General features: G+C 61.2%; 13 protein-coding genes. 8 read left to right on the top strand and 5 right to left on the bottom strand.

The features are described 5' to 3' along the window. The first annotated feature begins 7 nt into the window (after window positions 1-7). Entirely contained in the window at window positions 8-736 is a 729-nt protein-coding gene (locus J2X43_RS06620; protein ID WP_310292299.1) for a hypothetical protein, read from the top strand. 31 nt (window positions 737-767) lie between these two features. Beyond that, a complete protein-coding gene (ubiA, locus tag J2X43_RS06615; protein ID WP_310292296.1) occupies window positions 768-1,727 on the top strand; it encodes a 4-hydroxybenzoate octaprenyltransferase in 960 nt (319 codons plus the stop codon). 57 nt (window positions 1,728-1,784) lie between these two features. Here the strand turns inward: ubiA and J2X43_RS06610 are convergent, their stop codons facing one another. Beyond that, on the bottom strand, window positions 1,785-2,351 hold the full coding sequence (locus J2X43_RS06610) for a DUF6101 family protein (RefSeq protein WP_112386520.1): 567 nt from the start codon (window positions 2,349-2,351) through the stop codon (window positions 1,785-1,787). 313 nt (window positions 2,352-2,664) lie between these two features. On the opposite strand from J2X43_RS06610, the gene J2X43_RS06605 reads away from it, so the two are divergent. Beyond that, the gene (locus J2X43_RS06605; RefSeq protein WP_310292289.1) at window positions 2,665-5,493 is read left to right on the top strand and encodes a DUF1217 domain-containing protein; all 2,829 of its coding nucleotides are present in this window, start codon (window positions 2,665-2,667) and stop codon (window positions 5,491-5,493) included. On the opposite strand, the gene J2X43_RS06600 is transcribed toward J2X43_RS06605, so the two are convergent. Genes J2X43_RS06600 through J2X43_RS06590 form a run of 3 tightly spaced genes read right to left on the bottom strand, consistent with a single transcriptional unit; the run spans window position 5,490 to window position 8,566 of the window. Further along, window positions 5,490-6,914, bottom strand: a complete 1,425-nt coding sequence (locus J2X43_RS06600) for an FAD-binding oxidoreductase (protein ID WP_310292286.1) — start codon at window positions 6,912-6,914, stop codon at window positions 5,490-5,492. The genes J2X43_RS06605 and J2X43_RS06600 overlap by 4 nt on opposite strands. A 16-nt stretch (window positions 6,915-6,930) precedes the next feature. Beyond that, window positions 6,931-7,905 carry an L-threonylcarbamoyladenylate synthase gene (locus J2X43_RS06595; RefSeq protein ID WP_310292284.1) on the bottom strand — a complete coding sequence of 325 codons (975 nt, stop codon included), beginning with the start codon at window positions 7,903-7,905 and terminating at the stop codon, window positions 6,931-6,933. Window positions 7,906-7,960: 55 nt separating this feature from the next. Further along, window positions 7,961-8,566, bottom strand: coding sequence for a DUF6656 family protein (locus J2X43_RS06590; protein WP_112386519.1), 606 nt, complete (start codon window positions 8,564-8,566; stop codon window positions 7,961-7,963). Window positions 8,567-8,962: 396 nt separating this feature from the next. Between J2X43_RS06590 and J2X43_RS06585 the strand changes: the two genes are divergently transcribed. Together J2X43_RS06585 and J2X43_RS06580 are read left to right on the top strand one after the other, a co-directional pair. After that, entirely contained in the window at window positions 8,963-10,207 is a 1,245-nt protein-coding gene (locus tag J2X43_RS06585; RefSeq protein ID WP_310292281.1) for an aromatic ring-hydroxylating dioxygenase subunit alpha, read from the top strand. Between the two features lie 160 nt (window positions 10,208-10,367). After that, window positions 10,368-10,829, top strand: coding sequence for a BA14K family protein (locus tag J2X43_RS06580; protein ID WP_310292279.1), 462 nt, complete (start codon window positions 10,368-10,370; stop codon window positions 10,827-10,829). Window positions 10,830-10,883: 54 nt separating this feature from the next. On the opposite strand, the gene J2X43_RS06575 is transcribed toward J2X43_RS06580, so the two are convergent. Next, a complete protein-coding gene (locus tag J2X43_RS06575) occupies window positions 10,884-11,879 on the bottom strand; it encodes a transporter (protein WP_112386487.1) in 996 nt (331 codons plus the stop codon). A 226-nt stretch (window positions 11,880-12,105) separates the two neighbouring features. Here J2X43_RS06575 and J2X43_RS06570 point away from each other — a divergent pair, with 226 nt between their 5' ends. The 3 genes from J2X43_RS06570 to J2X43_RS06560 all read left to right on the top strand — a co-directional run bounded on the left by J2X43_RS06570 (window position 12,106) and on the right by J2X43_RS06560 (window position 16,932). Further along, entirely contained in the window at window positions 12,106-13,884 is a 1,779-nt protein-coding gene (locus J2X43_RS06570; RefSeq protein WP_310292277.1) for an acyl-CoA dehydrogenase, read from the top strand. Between the two features lie 8 nt (window positions 13,885-13,892). Then, entirely contained in the window at window positions 13,893-14,645 is a 753-nt protein-coding gene (locus tag J2X43_RS06565) for a crotonase/enoyl-CoA hydratase family protein (RefSeq protein WP_310292275.1), read from the top strand. Between the two features lie 217 nt (window positions 14,646-14,862). Next, window positions 14,863-16,932 carry a methyl-accepting chemotaxis protein gene (locus tag J2X43_RS06560; protein WP_310292273.1) on the top strand — a complete coding sequence of 690 codons (2,070 nt, stop codon included), beginning with the start codon at window positions 14,863-14,865 and terminating at the stop codon, window positions 16,930-16,932. The last annotated feature ends 124 nt before the right edge of the window (window positions 16,933-17,056 follow it).

Here is a 17,056-nt window from a genome sequence, read left to right as displayed (position 1 = left end):
GGGCAGAATGCTGAGCGAGACTTTTAGTGTTATCCGCAAGAACTGGACGATGTATGCGGTTGTGGTGGGTTGTCTTGTCGGACTTGGCGTATTGGACGACTTCTCCGGAAGGCGAAGCTCGGGCGGCGCGACTTTCTTTGTCTGGTCGTATGTCGCTATGTGTGTTCAGGGCGCGATCATTCATTCAACTACGTTCAATGACGTCGGAAAACGCATGGGTTTTGGAAAGACGTTGCCGTATTTCCTGAAGACCATCGCGCTGATTTTGAGTGCGGTCATCGTCTGCCTGCCCGTCTTTGTGCTATTCCCCTTAACTCCGGGCGATGATCTGCTTCCCATCAGTCTGCTCGCCTTTATATGCATCGTTTTCGTTGCGTATGCTTTGCTTATGGCGCTCTTGGGCACATGGCCTGCGTCCGGCATCGCCGGTATTGGAACCTCGTTTGCCAGCGCCTTTCGCCGGGGCGTGTCGCAATTTCTTCCAACATTCGGCCGATTGATCGCGGCAATCTTCCTGCCGCTTCTTCTCACTCTCCTTCTTGTCATTGGTGCTTCAGAGCTTGAAAAGTCACCGTCGCTGATCTCTGGCAATAGCGCCTATGCGCTAACGCTTCTGGTGTCCGCTGTTGCCGCCTTCGCTCAGGCGGTAAGCGTGAGTTATTCTGCCATTGTTCTCGCGCACGTCTATCTTGCTGGCCAGCCGAACGCGGGACGGTCTGCCACCATGCCCGCTTGACCCGCCGCGCTCACCGTCGCTAGATGACCCCATGCAAAAGATCGACGGACTGAACGGGCGAGTCGCCGACGCGCCTTCGGACAATTGGGTTTACCGGATCCTGCCACCCTGGCTGTGGCCTTATGCGCAGCTGGCGCGCTGGGACCGGCCAATCGGCTGGCAGTTGCTGATGTGGCCGTGCTTCTGGTCGGTGGCGCTTGCCGCCAATGCAGCCGCTGCCGCCGGCAGTTTTTCCGGCGGGCGCACGGTCTATCATCTGTGCCTCTATTTCGTCGGCTCGGTCGCCATGCGCGGTGCCGGCTGTGCCTATAATGATCTCGTCGACCACAAGATCGATATGGAAGTGGCCCGCACGCGCTCGCGTCCGCTGCCATCGGGCCGTGTTACCCGCACGCAGACGAAGATCTTCATCGTTCTCCAAGCCCTCGTTGGCCTGATCGTTCTGCTGCAGTTCAACTGGTTTTCCGTCATTCTCGGCATCCTGTCGCTCGCCATCGTGGCGCTCTACCCATTCGCAAAGCGCTTCACCGACTGGCCGCAATTCTTCCTCGGCCTTGCCTTCTCTTGGGGCGCGCTGATGGGCTGGGCGGGCATTTTCGGGACGCTGTCACTCGCCGCCGTCTCGCTCTATATCGCCTCCGTCGTCTGGACGATCGGTTACGACACGATCTATGCGCATCAGGACAAGGAAGATGACGAGCTGATCGGCGTCCGTTCCACGGCGCGTCTCTTTGGCGACCGCACCCGCCAGTGGCTGATCGGCCTTTACGGGGCGACGCTGGTGCTGATGCTGCTTGCCTTCTGGCTGGCAGGCGTCGGGCCTGTCGCCTATCTCGGCCTCGCGATCGCTGCCGGCATGTTTGCCTGGCAGATCGTCAAGCTCGATATCAACGATGGCGACCAGTGCCTCTATCTCTTCAAGTCGAACAACCGGGTCGGCCTGATCATCTTTGCCGGTCTATTCGTCTCGTTGCTTCTGACGATGCCCTGATCAAAACAGAAAACCCGGCGCAAGGCCGGGTTTTCTGTTTGCGTTCTGTCGCCGCGATCAGTTGCGGGCGATGATTTCCTTGCCTTCGATCTTCATCGAGACACCGAGCTTGCCGGTCGTGCGGCGCACCAGGAAGCGCGGGCGGCGGTTGGCGAAATAGGAGTGGCGGCGGCGCGGCTTCATGTGGCTGGTGCGCAGATCGCCGAGATGTTCTTCCAGCGGGCGGGCAACGCCATCGGCCTCGACCATCAGCATCGGAATGCGGAAGGCTTCCGACCAGCCGCGCCAGTCGGCGGCGATATCGCCGAGATCGTGGGCCACGAGGAGCGGCACGCAGAGATCGGGATCTTCGTGGTGGAGTTCCAAGGTCACGGTCACTTCGCCGTCACCATGGTCGATCGCCCGGGCTGCAACACCCTTGAAGGCGCGCTTCGGCAGGGCGATGGAGAGCGGCAGGCCGCTGGAGGGGAGAACCTTGCGCAGGATGGCGCCACGTTCGTCGATCGTTATGTTGACGTCACCGGAGGCGTCATGGATGGCGTAGCTGACCTGCTGGGGAAAGCGCGACGGATCGAGGCGCAGTGTCGTACCAGCCCATGCGGGCTTCATAACGGTGTTGTTCATGTTCATTTCTACCCTTGTCTTACCTGAGAGCCGGTTTCCGGTCTTCTCCTCGGGGCTTTTTCGCCCTCTATGGCTCGACAATAGGCGCGGCCTCTTCCGGACCGCTTAAAATTTGCGGTTAAGAAAACGCTGCCTTTCCTGATGGTTATCAAAATCGAATGTGGCAGGGTTTCTGGAATGTGAACGTTGTCTCATAAGAGCATGTGCCATAACGGCACCCGCGTCGGTAAGCCTCAAGTAAGCTTTAAGTGGCAAAATCGAGACAGGATATCCCGTTATTCTTTTAGGTATTTTCCCGAAAAGGGCGCTCTCGATGATTTCATCTTCCGTTGCTTACGCGATATTGTCGAAAGATATGAAGACGAGCCTCGATCGTGTCGCATCCCAGTCGACCGTCAAGAGCAATGCCGATTACTATGCGGCGAACATCAACAAGGTCAAAGACGTAGACGATTTTCTCGGCAACTATAAGCTCTATAGCTATGCCATGGACGCCTACGGTCTCAGCGATATGACCTATGCCAAGGCCTTCATGAAGAAGGTTTTGGAGAGCGATCTGACCGACGCCAACAGCTTCGCCAACAAGCTGGCCGATTCCCGTTACAAGACATTCGCCGCCGCCTTTAATTTTCACACGGCAGCGCCACAGGCTCAGACCTCCTCTCAGGAGGACGACATGATCGGCCTCTACACGCAGTCGTATCAGGATAGCGGCAAGGACGCCGCGACCGAGTCTGCCTATTTCAAATCGGCGATGCGCGATGTGACGAGTGTCGATGATCTGGTCGGCGATCCGCGTCTCAAGGACTTCGTGTTCAAGACCTTCGGCATCGACGGCACTTATGTCTCGAACAGCTTCCTGAAGAATGTTCTGACGAGCGACGTCAGCGATCCGAACAGCTTCGTCAATACGCAGGCCAACGCCAAGTATCAGGATATGGCCAGCTACTTCAATTTCGCTGCCGACGGCACGACCGGTGCGACGCCGCAGCCGCCGCAGACTGCCACGCAGCAGACCGATCTGGTCAGCCGCGCCAATGCCAACGGCAAGGACTATTTCCAGTCGGCGATCGGCAGCATTGCCAATGTCGATCAGTTGCTGTCGGACCAGAAGCTCAACAATTTCGTCCGCGCGGTCTACAATGTCGGCAGCACCGTTTCGGATGCCGACCTGAAGACTTATCTGACCGATCCGACGGAAGCCGCGGCCAAAGGTTACACGACCCTCAACTCGGCCTTCAGCTTCAATGCCGATGGCAGTGTGAACGGCAGCGCGCAGACCGCCGCGCAGACGGTGACCGCCGCTACCCGCTTCGATCAGTCGACGGCTTACTACAAGCGGATCATGGAAACCGTGACCGGTGCCGACGATATCGTCGCCGATCCCGGCCTATCCTCCTATGTCAAGGTCGCCTTCGGCGTGCCGATGTCGATGACCGATGAGAATGTCACAAAGCTGCTGACCGATCCTGCTTACGCGGCCTCGGTGGGCGCGCCCGATGCGCCCTCGGCTTTCAATTTCAATGCCGATGGTTCGACGGTCGGCGCAGCGCAGACGACCGATCAGAAGAACGGCATCCTCGAGAAGTACACACTGAATTCTCTGCAGAAGGTCGTGGACTACGACGACGCACCAGGCGAGCCTGACGACGTCTATTACGTCACGCCAGCGGCGGCGGCCTTCAACAAGTCCTATTTCGAAAAGACGATCAAGACGATCACCAACGTCGATCAGCTGATGGCCGACGACCGCATGACGTCTTACATCAAGGCAGCCTACAGCCTTGGCAGGCATGGCTATGGTAGCGGTCTTGTCGACGGGCTTGATAATACCGGCCTGCGCCAGGTGTTGGTCAATTCGGGCCTCGCCGGCCAGCTTGGCCTCACAGAGCTTCACGACGCCTTTAACTTCAATACGGATGGGACGGTCACGTCGCCCGATGGTGCCCAGAGCGCTGCAGCTACCACGCAGACCTCGACGCAGTACATGAAGCGCTACGACGATGAAGCCAACGACTTCATGGATGACATCACCACGAACTACAAGAACCTCATTACCTCGAGCGTCGGCACAGGGACGTTCTCGGACGTCAAGAATATCAACGACTTCCTGCGCGACAACAAGCAGATCGACTTCAGCAAGAGAAACGACGACCTTCCCGACATGTATCATGTCGCGCTGCAGGCCTTTGGCTTGACGGAAGCGGACCTCCCGAAGTCGATGGCCCGCAAGGTGCTGACGAGCGATGCCTACGATCCGAAGGGCTATGTCGCTTCCTTGAAGGATGAGCGCATCACCAATTTCGCCCGCGCCTTCAACTTCGGCAGCGATGGCAAGATCGGTCAGCATCTGGCGCCGCTCTCCGACGCGTCGATGGCGAAATACGCGACCAACTACAAGTCGCACCTGCTGATGTTCATGGCTGACGGGCCGGCCAAGGACAAGGCATCGAAGGATGCGGCGAAGGACGTCGATGCGTTCGCCAAGGGCATGGACGATGTGAAGTCGCTGGACGACTTGCTGGGCAACACCAAGCTCACCGACTTCATCCTCAAGTCCGTCGGTCTCGACCCGAAGGACTACAAGAAGGATACGCTGAAGAAGATCTTCACCTCTGACCCCGCCGATCCGAAGAGCTACCTGAACACGAGGGCCGATACCAAGTTCAAGGACGTCGTCGCCGACTTCAACTTCGACAAGGACGGCAATCTGACGCGCTCCAAGCTTGGCGCGGTCCAGGACCAGGGTGCGCTCGACCGCACGCAGCAGGGCTATCTGGCGCAGACGCTGGAAACGCAGCAGGGGCAGAACAACGACGGCACCCGTCTTGCGCTCTACTTCACCCGCCAGGCGCCGAACATTACGTCGCTCTACACGATCCTTGGTGACAAGGCGCTGTTCCAGGTCGTCCAGACGGCCTTCAACTTGCCGAGCCAGGTTTCCAGCATGGATGTCGACAAGCAGGTGGCGATGCTGCAGAAGTTCATGGATCTGAAGGATCTCGGCGATCCCAAGAAGGTCGACAAGCTGGTGAAGCGCTTCACGGCGATGTACGACATCCAGAACAGCACCACCCAGGCGCCCGCCTTGCAGATCCTGACGAATGGCGGAACCACCAAGGCGGCCGGCGTCCTCGGTTAATCGAGGTTGACGACCTTGCCGGGGTTCATGATGCCGGCGGGGTCGAAGGCGCGCTTGATGCGGCGCATCAGATCCATCTCGATTTCGGAGCGGATCGCGGCGAGCTCGTCGCGCTTCAGCTGACCGATACCATGCTCGGCCGAGATCGAGCCGCCATGGGCGCGCACGATTCCATGCACGATCCCGTTCATTTCACGCCATCGGGCAATGAAGGCGTTCTTGTCGGCGCCGATGGGCTGCGAGATGTTGTAGTGGATGTTGCCGTCGCCCATATGGCCGAAGGCGCAGATGCGCGCGCCGGGCATCGCCGCCATCACGGCCTCGGCCGCTTCCGCCATGAAATGCGGGATCCGCGAAACTGGCACCGAGACATCGTGCTTGATCGAACCGCCCTCGGGCTTCTGCGCCTCCGACATGCTTTCGCGCATGTGCCAGAGCGCCTGCTGCTGGGCAACCGATGAGGCGATCGCCGCATCCTGTACCAGGCCTTCCTCAAAACCTTTTTCCAGAAGCGCGTTCATCATCCGCTCGGCGGTTTCGGCCGAATCCGAGGTCGAGATGTCGATCAGCACATACCAGGGGTGCGGGCTTTCCAACGGATCGCGTACACCGTCGATATGCTTGCTGGTGATCTCGACACCGAAGCGCGGCATCAGCTCGAAGCCGGTCAGCGAGGTGCCGCAAAGGCTGCCTGCCAGATTGAAGAGCGCCAGCGCGTCCTCGACGCTGCCGATCCCGGCAAAGGCCACCTGCTTGCCGAGCGGCTGCGGGAAGAGCTTCAGCACTGCCCCGGTAATGATGCCGAGCGTCCCTTCGGCCCCGATGAACAGGTCGCGGAGGTCGTATCCGGTATTGTCCTTCTTCAGCCGCCGCAGTCCGTCCCAGATCTCGCCGGTCGGCAGCACCACCTCGAGGCCAAGGCAGAGCTGGCGCATATTGCCATAGGCCAGCACCGCCGTACCGCCGGCATTGGTCGACAGGTTGCCGCCGATACGGCAGGAGCCCTCGGAGCCGAGCGACAGCGGAAACAGCCGCCCGTGCGCCTCCGCCGCCTTCTGCACTTCGGCCAGAATGGCGCCGCCGTCAGCAACCAGAACGTTGGCGACCGGATCCACATCGCGAATCTTGTTCATGCGCTCCAGCGAGATGATGATGTCGGACTTGCCTTCGCGTGGCGTCTGCCCGCCGACCAGCCCGGTATTGCCTGTCTGCGGCACGACTGCGGTGCCGGTCTCGGTGGCAAGCTTCAGGATCGCTGAGACTTCACCGGCATTGGCAGGCTTCAGGAGGAGAGGGGAGGAGCCGTGATAGAGGCCGCGGTTCTCGACCAGGTGCGGTGCAAGTTCGGCCTCGCTGCGCAGTGCATATTTTTCGCCGACGATGGCGGTGAAGCGGTCGAGAAGTTCCGGGGATACGCTCATCGGGGCTCGGTCCTTGTTATTCGCGCGGTGCGGCAGCGCGCCTCAGGCGGTCGTTGATCGCCTCGCCAAGTCCCTCATCGGGGATTGGTGAAAACGCGATCGTCGCCGCGCCGCTGGCATCGGCTTTCTTCATGTAGTCGAACAGGTTGGTGGCTGCCTCGGCAAGGTCGCCTGCGGGGCTGAGGTTCAGCTGGATTGCTGCATCTGCAATGCCGCGGATTTCAGCTCGCCCGAACAGGATCAGTGCCTCGCCAGGCAGGACGGCATCGGCATCGAGCCGCACGGCGGCACCCGGCGCATAATGCGAGGCAAGCATGCCCGGCGCTTCGATGGCTGCCGAGGCCTTCTTCCTGCGGCGCAGGCGCTTGCCCGCAACGCGCTCGATGTCCGCGGCTGCCAGCCCGCCGGGCCTCAGCAGTGTCATCTCGCCGTTCTCGACCTTGACGATCGTCGACTCGACGCCGACGTCACTCGCCCCCGCGTCGAGGATCAAACGGATCTTGCCGCCGAGATCATCGGCGACGTGGTCTGCGCTGGTGGCGCTGATCTTGCCGGACGTGTTTGCGCTGGGGGCGGCAAGCGGCTTTCCGAAGGTGCGGATCAGCTCGCCGGCAAAACCCTTCGGAATCCGGATCCCGACGGTGTCGAGCCCAGCGGTTGCCAGGGCATGAATGCCGCTCTGCTCTTTCAGCGGCAGCACCAGGGACAGCGGCCCGGGCCAGAAGGCCTCAGCCAGAAGCCGCGAGAGCGGATCGAAGACCGCATATTCCTCCGCCATCGCAAGGTCGGCCATATGGCAGATCAGCGGATTGAACTGCGGGCGGCCCTTGGTCTCATAGATCCGGGCAATGGCGGCGGGGTTGGTGGCATCGGCCGCAAGGCCGTAAACGGTCTCGGTCGGGATCGCCACCGGATAGCCTTCGCCAAGCACGGCAGAGGCTGCGCTGAGCGCGTCTTCCCTGCTTGCGGTAATGTCGATGATACGTGCCATGAACTGCCTATAATCTCAGGCAGTCCCTTATGCTCTTGAGCGCCTGCGATCAATATCAGAGCTGGCGAATGATTTCCCGGAGCTGCTCGTTGCGTGCGCCAAGCAGCAGGACGTTGCGGATCGCAGCCTGCGGATCGTCGGTGCGGAATAGCACGCCGTTGCCGCGCACCGACCGGTCGATCGTCATCTTCTCGGCCGTATGCTCGCCAGGCTTGATCGCCACGGCGAAATACATGCGCGAATATTGCATGTTGATCTTGTGGAAGAAGTTGTCGTTGTCGCCGATATCGGCATAGAAATTGGCGATATAGAAAGCCCAGCTGACTTCCTCGTAGCGCGCAAACTTGGTGCGCGAGGCCGTCACATGACAGTAGCCGAGATGCGGGCTGTCGCTGAGCGTCCGGTGAAATACCATCTTGGGGAACTGGATAGCCCGATGAAAGCCGTTGATCTGCTGATGTGCCTGGTTTCCGGCCGATTGCAGTTTACGGCCGGTCTTCTCGGCAACTTCGTCATGCGTCAGGTAGCGGCGCTCTTCCGCCAGCCAGTGAGCGCGGTCACGGGTGATCTTTCCCGTCCGCAGAAACTCGGAATGGGGCGCCGCAGGAGCCTCCTCCGGTCTGGTTTCGTCCTTGGCGTCGAAATAGCGAAGTTTCGCCATGATCCGCATTCCCGCGTTTGTCTCTGCCACAAGAATAGGAGTTCATGCTTAATGCGCCCTTAAGGCCGCCAATGGCATCGCCCCCCGAAAACTTGCAGTGCCATCGTGTCGTATCTGGGATAATATTGCCTTTGAGAAAGCGGAAAGCGGGCGGCGGCAGTTCTTCTTGTGATGTCGCAATCGAATGAAAAGAGTGGAAAATCCATCGGGGCTCCGATTTTCGCAGCCGCTCGTCATCCTGTCGTCAATTTCGAAGCCGATGTCGCTTTACAACCAAGAACCGGGGATGCCCGGTGCTTAAATGCCCCCATGACTAATGCTCCCGGAAGGGAGGGAAGCGATCGCTTCCAAAAGCCATGCCTTTGATGGCTGAGCCGATTGCACGAGGATATGCAAATGGACATTCGAAGCAACGTTTTGCGGCAGCTCAAAAACCGGCGCGAAGGCTTCAGCCTTGAGCAGCCCTTCTATATCGACGAGGATTATTTCAAGCTCGATATGGAAATGATCTATTACCGCGACTGGCTCTTCATGGGCCATGATTGCGAGCTGCCGAAGCCCGGCGCCTATTTCACGGTGCAGATCGGCCAGTATCCCGTCGTAATCGTTCGCGGCCGCGACAATGTCATCCGCGCCTTCCACAATTCCTGCCGCCACCGCGGCTCGCGCGTCTGCACCAAGGAGCATGGCTCGTCGGTCCGCCTCGTCTGTCCCTATCACCAGTGGGCCTACGATCTCGATGGCAAGCTCGCCTTCGCCCGCCACATGGGCGACGATTTCGACAAGAGCGGTTTCAGCCTGAAGCCGATCCATTGCGAAAGCTTCGGCGGCTATATCTTCATCTGCCTCGCCGACAAGGCGCCGGATTTCCAGCCGGTTCGCGACATGGTGACGCCTTACATGCTGCCGCATCGCCTCGCCGAAGGGAAGATCGCCTTCCAGAGCACCATCATCGAGAAGGGCAACTGGAAGCTCGTCTGGGAAAACAACCGCGAGTGCTATCACTGCGCCGCAAACCACCCGGAACTCTGCCGCACCTATCCGGAAGCCCCGAGCGTCACCGGTACCGATGGCGGTGTCGATGACCCGGAGATCGCCGGCCACTGGGCTCGCTGCGAGGCCGCCGGCCTGCCGAGCAAGTTCCAGATCTCGCCTGACGGCCAGTTCCGTACCGCGCGCATGCCACTGATCGAGGACGCCGAAAGCTACACCATGTCGGGCCGCCCGGCGGTCAAGCGCAAGCTGTCCGAGGACGTCACCATCGACCGTATCGGCACGATGCTGCTCTTCCACTATCCGACCACCTGGAATCACCTGCTCGGTGACCACGCGATCTCCTTCCGCGTGATCCCGCTCAGCGCCAACGAGACCGCGGTGACGACCAAGTGGATCGTTCACAAGGATGCCGTCGAAGGCGTCGATTACGATCTCGAAGAACTGACGCATGTCTGGACCGAGACCAACGACCAGGACCGCCGCATCGTCGAAGAGAACGCTTTCGGCATTCACTCGCCGGCCTATGAGCCCGGTCCCTATTCGATGCTGCACGAGGGCGGCGTCATGCAGTTCCTCGAATGGTACTCGAACTTCATGGTCAATCGCCTGCAGGGCGATCAGGCGAAGCTCTCAGTCGTCGCCTGACATTTGCGTGATCTTGCCAGCGCCGATGAGCCGGTTAATCTCCGGTTCATCGGCGCTTTCGTAATTTCAACCCGTGCTTGAAGAAAACGGTGCCGGGAACCTTTTCCGTCCCTGCGCGTTTGCTGACAGGCAAATTCCGCTCTTGGGATGGAGAACGACAATGATTGGTCTCAGTAAGAAGATTTCGGCCGCTGTGCTGTCCGCCGCTGTTGTCCTGACGAGCTTCCTGCCGTCTGAGGCCATGCCGCTGGCAGCAGCGCCGAAGGTCATTCAGCAGCAGGAACAGGCTTCCAGCATTCAGGACGTCCAGTATCGCCGCTATTATCCGCGCCGGGGCCCCGGCTGGTATGGCGGCTATCGTGGCTATCCGTATTATCGCAACGGCTACCGCCACTACAACGGCTACTGGTATCCGTTGGCTGCCTTCGGTGCCGGTGCGATCATCGGTGGTGCCATCGCTTCGCAGCCGCGCTACTATGCGCCGCCGCCCCGCTACGCCGCACCGCGTCTGACGGCCGCCCATGTGTCGTGGTGCGAGAACCGCTACCGCTCGTATCGTGCCTACGACAACACCTTCCAGCCGTATAACGGCCCGCGCCAGCAGTGCTACTCGCCCTACTGATACAAAGCGCATCGAGATGATAAAGGCCCGGCAGAGATGCCGGGCTTTTTGCTGTCAGAGAATGTTGACGCGTTTCAGCAGCCACCAGGCAAATACGATCGAGGCGAGGATCAGCGCCACCGCATATTCCGTTCCGCCCGACCCCTGGGCGAAGGGCAGATTAGCGGTGTTCATGCCGAAGAAGCCGGTGACCAGCGTCGGCGGCAGCAGGAAGGCGGTCATGATCGACAGGATGTAGAGGTGGCGGTTGGTCTCCGACGACAGCTTCGAGTCGATTTCTTCGTGCAGCAGCCGGGCGCGTTCCTGCAGCGCGTAGATGTCGTGATCGACCGTCTCCAGTCGGCTGGTCAGCCGCCCAGCGATGTCGTCGAAACCGAAGGGCATCTCGTCCTCGTCGGATGCCGAAGCCCGGCGCATCAGCGCCAGCACGTTTCTGAGGTGGCGGTGGAGGCGCACGACCGTGCGGCGCACCGGCGCCAGCCGCCGCCGCTCGTCGCGCGGCGTGTTGTCGTAGACGAAGTCCTCTATCAGGTTCAGCTCTTCCGTCAGTTCCATGACGACGGAGATCAACGTGCGCTGGAATTCGATCACCAGCAGCTCGAAGATATCGACCGGCCGTTCGAACTTTGCCGGGTTCTTTTCGATCATGATCCGCGCCCGGTCGGCGCTGCGCAGCGGCTGCAGCCGGGTGGTGACGATGAAGCGGCCGGAGATCGCAAAATGCAGCCAGCCGAGATCGGCGGTATCCTGGTCGAATTCGCGCTGGCAGTCGATGAGCGTGCCGTAGAGCATCTGCTCGTCGACGGTGAGCGCCGCATGGGTATCGCGCGTCGTCAGCGCCGACTTGGCATCCTCGGTCAGGCCTTCAAGCGTGTCCAGCAGCGCCGGGACGCGCGCATCGGCCAGGTTCAGATGCAGCCAGTAGAAACCGTCTCCGGCCGTCAGCTCCGCCGCCATCGCGCTGTTGTCAAGCCGGATCGCGGTCTTCGAACCTGCCGGGAAACGGTATGCCCAGATGAGGCCGGGGATATTGGCAGGCAGTGTATCCATCAGTCACCGGTCCTTCGCAAAGCCGTCATTCTCTTTTTTGCATTCCGCTCTAGAGATTCTCCATGACGTTTGTTTGCACAACGCTGCGAATAAGCAAGAGGCGAGACAACGTGGCGCAGCCCTGACACGCTTCAAAATCGAAATTGACGTTTACGTAAAAATCAATTAGCCCTGAGGCTGGAGGATGGCCGGTACCGATCACTGGCCGGATATGTGAGGAGACCATATGTACAAGGCGCCCGTCGAAGAGATCGCTTTCACGCTGAAGCATGTCGCCGGCCTGAAGGACGCGTTGGACAAGGGACTGTTCGGCGATCTCGGCGAAGATCTCGTCGATGCGATCCTGACGGAAGCCGGTCGCTTCGCCACGGATGAGGTCGCGCCGCTCGGAGAGATCGGCGATACGCAGGGCTCCCGTCTGATCGATGGCGGGGTCAAGACGCCGGATGGCTGGGCGAAGCTCTATCAGGACTGGATCGCCGGCGGCTGGAACGGCCTGACCGGACCGGAGGAATTCGGCGGGCAGGGGCTCCCAGTTCTCCTCAATGTCGCTGCCCTCGAAATGTGGAATTCCGGCGCCACCGCCTTCGCGCTCTGCCCGACGCTGACCATGGGCGCCGTCGAGGCGCTGACCGCGCACGGATCCAAGGATCTGCAACAGACCTATCTGCCGAAACTCGTCTCCGGCGAGTGGACCGGCACGATGAACCTCACCGAGCCGCAGGCAGGCTCCGATGTCGGCGCGCTCAAGAGCCGCGCCGAGCGCCGCGATGACGGCACCTACCGCATCTTCGGCCAGAAGATATTCATCACCTGGGGCGAACACGACGCCACCGACAATATCATCCATCTCGTTCTGGCCCGTCTGCCGGATGCGCCGGCGGGAACCCGCGGCATCTCGCTGTTCCTGGTGCCGAAATTCCTCGTCAACGACGACGGTTCGCTCGGCGCCCGCAACGACGTCTTCGTCCATTCGCTCGAGCACAAGATGGGCATCCACGGCTCGCCGACCTGCACGATGATCTATGGTGACGGCAAGTTCGGGGTCGAAAAGGGCGCCATCGGCTGGCTGATCGGCGAGGAGAACAAGGGCCTCAACTGCATGTTCACGATGATGAACAATGCCCGCCTGACGGTCGGCATGCAGGGCGTGGCGATCGCCGAAGCCGCCACCCAGAAGGCGATCGCCTTCGCCAGGGAGCGCACCCAGGGCAAGGCGCCCGGCTGGACCGGCTCCGGCATGAGCCCGATCATCGAGCACCCCGATGTCGTCAGGATGCTGCTGACCATGAAGGCGCTCACCCAGGGCTCGCGCGCCATCTCCTATGCCTGCGCCCACGCCATCGACATGTCGCATCACGCCGGAGGCGACACCAAGCACTGGCAGGAGCGTGCCGCCCTGCTGACCCCGATCGCCAAGTCCTTCTCCACCGACGCCGGCGTCGATGTCGCCTCGCTCGGCATCCAGGTGCATGGCGGAATGGGCTTCATCGAGGAAACCGGTGCTGCCCGCTTCCTGCGCGATGCCCGCATCGCCCCGATCTACGAAGGCACCAACGGCATCCAGGCAATCGACCTCGTCACCCGCAAGCTGCCGCTCTCGAATGGTGAGCATGTGAAAGGCTTCATCGCCGAGCTGAGCGATATCGCCGACGCCGTGCGCGGTTCGAACCTCTCCGGCTTCGGCGAAACCGCCGCCCGCCTCGACGCCGCCATCGCCGACCTGACGGAGGCGACGGAGTGGCTGATGAAAGCCCAGGCCGAAGGCAAGATCGCCGAAGCCCTCTCGGGCGCCACGCCCTATCAGCGTTTGTTCGGTCTGGTGCTGACCAGCGCCTATCTCGCCAAGGGCGGCCTCGCCAAGACCGGCGACGGTGCTGAAGAGGGCCGCATCGCGCTCTGTCGCTTTGCCGCCGAAAACCTGCTGTCCGAAACCGCTGCCTTGAAGGACCGCGCCGTCAACGGTGCCGCAAGCCTTGCCGCAGCCCGCGCCATCCTGGCCTGAGGATCCCCATGACCGACCACATCATCGTCGAGCAATCCGCCGAGCACCCGGGCGTCCAGATCATCCGCTTCAACCGTCCGGACAAGAAGAACGCCATCACCCGCGCCATGTATGTGCGGATGACAGAAGCACTGAAGGCCGCCGATGCCGATGATACCATCCGCGCCACCGCCTTCCTCGGCACCGAAGGCGCGTTTTCTGCCGGCAACGACATCGCCGATTTCCTCGCCGCCGCCATGGGCGGCAGCCTCGGCCACGAACTGCTCGATTTTCTCTACGCGCTGGTCAATTCCCGCAAGCCGCTGGTCTCCGGCGTCGATGGTCTGGCGATCGGCATCGGCACCACCATGCACATGCATTGCGATCTGACGATCGCCTCCCTCCGCAGCCAGTTCCGCACCCCCTTCGTCGATCTGGCGCTGGTGCCGGAAGCCGCCTCCAGCCTGCTCGCCCCACGCATCATGGGCCACCAGCGTGCCTTCGCGCTGCTGGCCGCAGGTGAAGCTTTCACGGCTGCCGAGGCACGCGATGCCGGATTGATCTGGAAGGTCTGCGCGCCGGGCGAAGTGGAACATCTGACGCTGACAACCGCAGGCAAGCTCGCCGCCAAGCCTGCCACCGCTCTGCGAATTGCGCGCGATCTGGTTCGCGGTCCGCGCGAAGAAATTATTGCACGTATAGATGAAGAAGCGCGTTACTTCACCGCGCAGTTGAAAAGTGACGAGGCAAGAAAAGCCTTCGAAGCTTTCATGCGGCGCTAATATAAAAACATAGGGTTTTAGCTAAATTTTAAGTGTGTTTTAATGCGACCCTACTAATCAGGAAGTGACGAATTGCCCGTTCGTCCAGGCGCATGACGCGCCTTGTGCAGCTTTGCCCCCAAGCCCCATCCGCCCGATCCGTTCCGCCGCGCAGTCCATCCGCGCAAACGGCAAGGTGGTAGACTTCGAAAGAACGCACTTGAAGAAGACGAATTTGATGACGCGCATTCTCGTCGCCGCGTCCGCAGTTGTCCTGGCGGCCTTTGCCGCCTTCTCCTTTTACATCAACTCCGTCCAGCGCGACGTTACCACCGCCTCGATCGAAGCCAATATCCAGTCCTCTGGCGAGCAGGCCGCACACAGCCTCGCCAACTGGATGAACGGCCGCGTGACGCTGACCGCCATGGTCGCGAACGCCATCGGCCGCGCGTCCGATCAGGCCGGGATCGAAACAGTGCTGCAGAACGACGTTCTCACCAGCCAGTTTGTCAGCACCTATTTCGGTGACGAACAAGGCGTCTTCACGATGTGGCCGAAGCTGCCGATGCCCGATGGCTATGACCCGCGCAAGCGTCCGTGGTATCAGGACGCCGTCAAGGCCAATGCCAGCGTCATGACCGAGCCTTATGTCGATGCGTCCAGCGGCGACCTGATCATCAGCGCTGCCGTTCCGGTTCAGCGCGATGGCAAGCTCGCCGGTGTCGTCGGCTCCGACTTCTCGCTCGAAACCATGGTCAAGATGATCAAGGAGATCGATCTCGGCGGCCAGGGCACGGCTTTCCTCGTCAACAAGAGCGGCCAGATCCTCATCCATCCCGATGCCAAGCTGGTCACCAAGACGCTGGCCGATGCCTTCCCGAAGCAGACCCCGAAGATCGGCACTGGCCTCGTCGCCACTGAATTCGCAGGCAAGCCCGTTCTCGTCAGCTTCATGCCGGTCGCCGGCCTGCCGACGGTCGAATGGTCTCTCGGCTTCGTCGTCGATAGCGACAAGGCCTTTGCCGCACTCAACGAATTCCGCATCGCCGCCACCATTGCCACTTTGCTTGCTGTCGGCCTGATGATCGCTGCCATGGCCTGGCTGCTGCACGGCCTCGTCGTCCAGCCGGTCACGGCGATGACCGCCGCGATGCAGAAGCTTGCCGCAGGTGATCTCTCGGCCGCCATTCCCGGCCAGGAGCGCCGCGACCAGATCGGCTCGATGGCCGAGGCCGTTGCGGTCTTCAAGTCGAACGCGATCGACCGCCAGCGTCTCGAAGGCGAAGCCGAAGAAGGCCGCTCGCTGACCGAGCGCGAGCGCCAGGAGCGCGAGGCACAGAAGGCCCGCGAAGCCGCTGAAATCCGCACCGCCGTCGATGCCCTTGGCGGGGCACTCGGCGCGCTGTCGGACGGCAACCTCGCGCACCGCATCGAGACGCCCTTTGCCGCCCATCTCGACCGCCTGCGCAGTGACTACAACAGCGCTGTCGGCAAGCTACATGGCGCTCTCCAGACCGTCGGCAGCAACGCCAATGCGATCGACGCCGGTGCAACCGAAATCCGCACCGCCGCCGATGGCCTTGCCCGCCGCACCGAGCAGCAGGCCGCTTCTGTCGAAGAGACCGCGGCGGCGCTGGAAGAGATCACCACGACGGTCAAGGATACCGCCCGCCGCGCCGAAGAAGCCGGCAACCTGGTTTCCAACACCCGCAACGGCGCCGAGAAATCCGGCCAGATCGTCCGCAAGGCCGTCGATGCCATGACGGGCATCGAACAGTCCTCGGAGCAGATCTCCAGCATCATCAGCGTCATCGACGATATCGCCTTCCAGACCAACCTGCTGGCGCTGAATGCCGGCGTCGAGGCAGCGCGTGCCGGTGAAGCCGGCAAGGGCTTTGCGGTTGTCGCCCAGGAAGTCCGCGAACTCGCCCAGCGTTCCGCCAAGGCCGCGAAGGAAATCGAGGCGCTGATCACCACCTCGAACGCCCAGGTCCGCTCCGGCGTGACCCTGGTCGGCGAAACCGGCAAGGCGCTGGAAGCGATCGTCACGCAGGTCCAGGAAATCAGCCGTCACGTCGGCGCAATCGTCACCGCCACCCGCGAACAGTCGACCGGTCTCCACGAGATCAACACGGCTGTTAACACCATGGACCAGGGCACGCAGCAGAACGCCGCCATGGTCGAGGAGCAGACCGCCGCCAGCCACGGCCTCGCCGCCGAGGCAGCCAAGCTGATGCAGCTGCTGTCGCAGTTCAATCTCGGCAGCGGCCAGTCCGGCGCTTCGTCGGGTCACCGCCGCGTCGCTTGATAAGGCCTGCTGTGAACTGAAAATGCCCGCGGAGACGCGGGCATTTTTGTTTTGGGACTCTCCCTCATTCCTGTGACAAGCACAGGAATGAGGGATGGAGACCACGCGATTCACAGAAAGATAC

Origin of the sequence: Rhizobium sp. BE258 (assembly GCF_031457345.1) — a bacterium.
Lineage (GTDB): Bacteria > Pseudomonadota > Alphaproteobacteria > Rhizobiales > Rhizobiaceae > Rhizobium.
The sequence above is the reverse complement of the archived record's forward strand: the minus strand, read 5'-3'. Positions and strand labels throughout refer to the sequence as shown.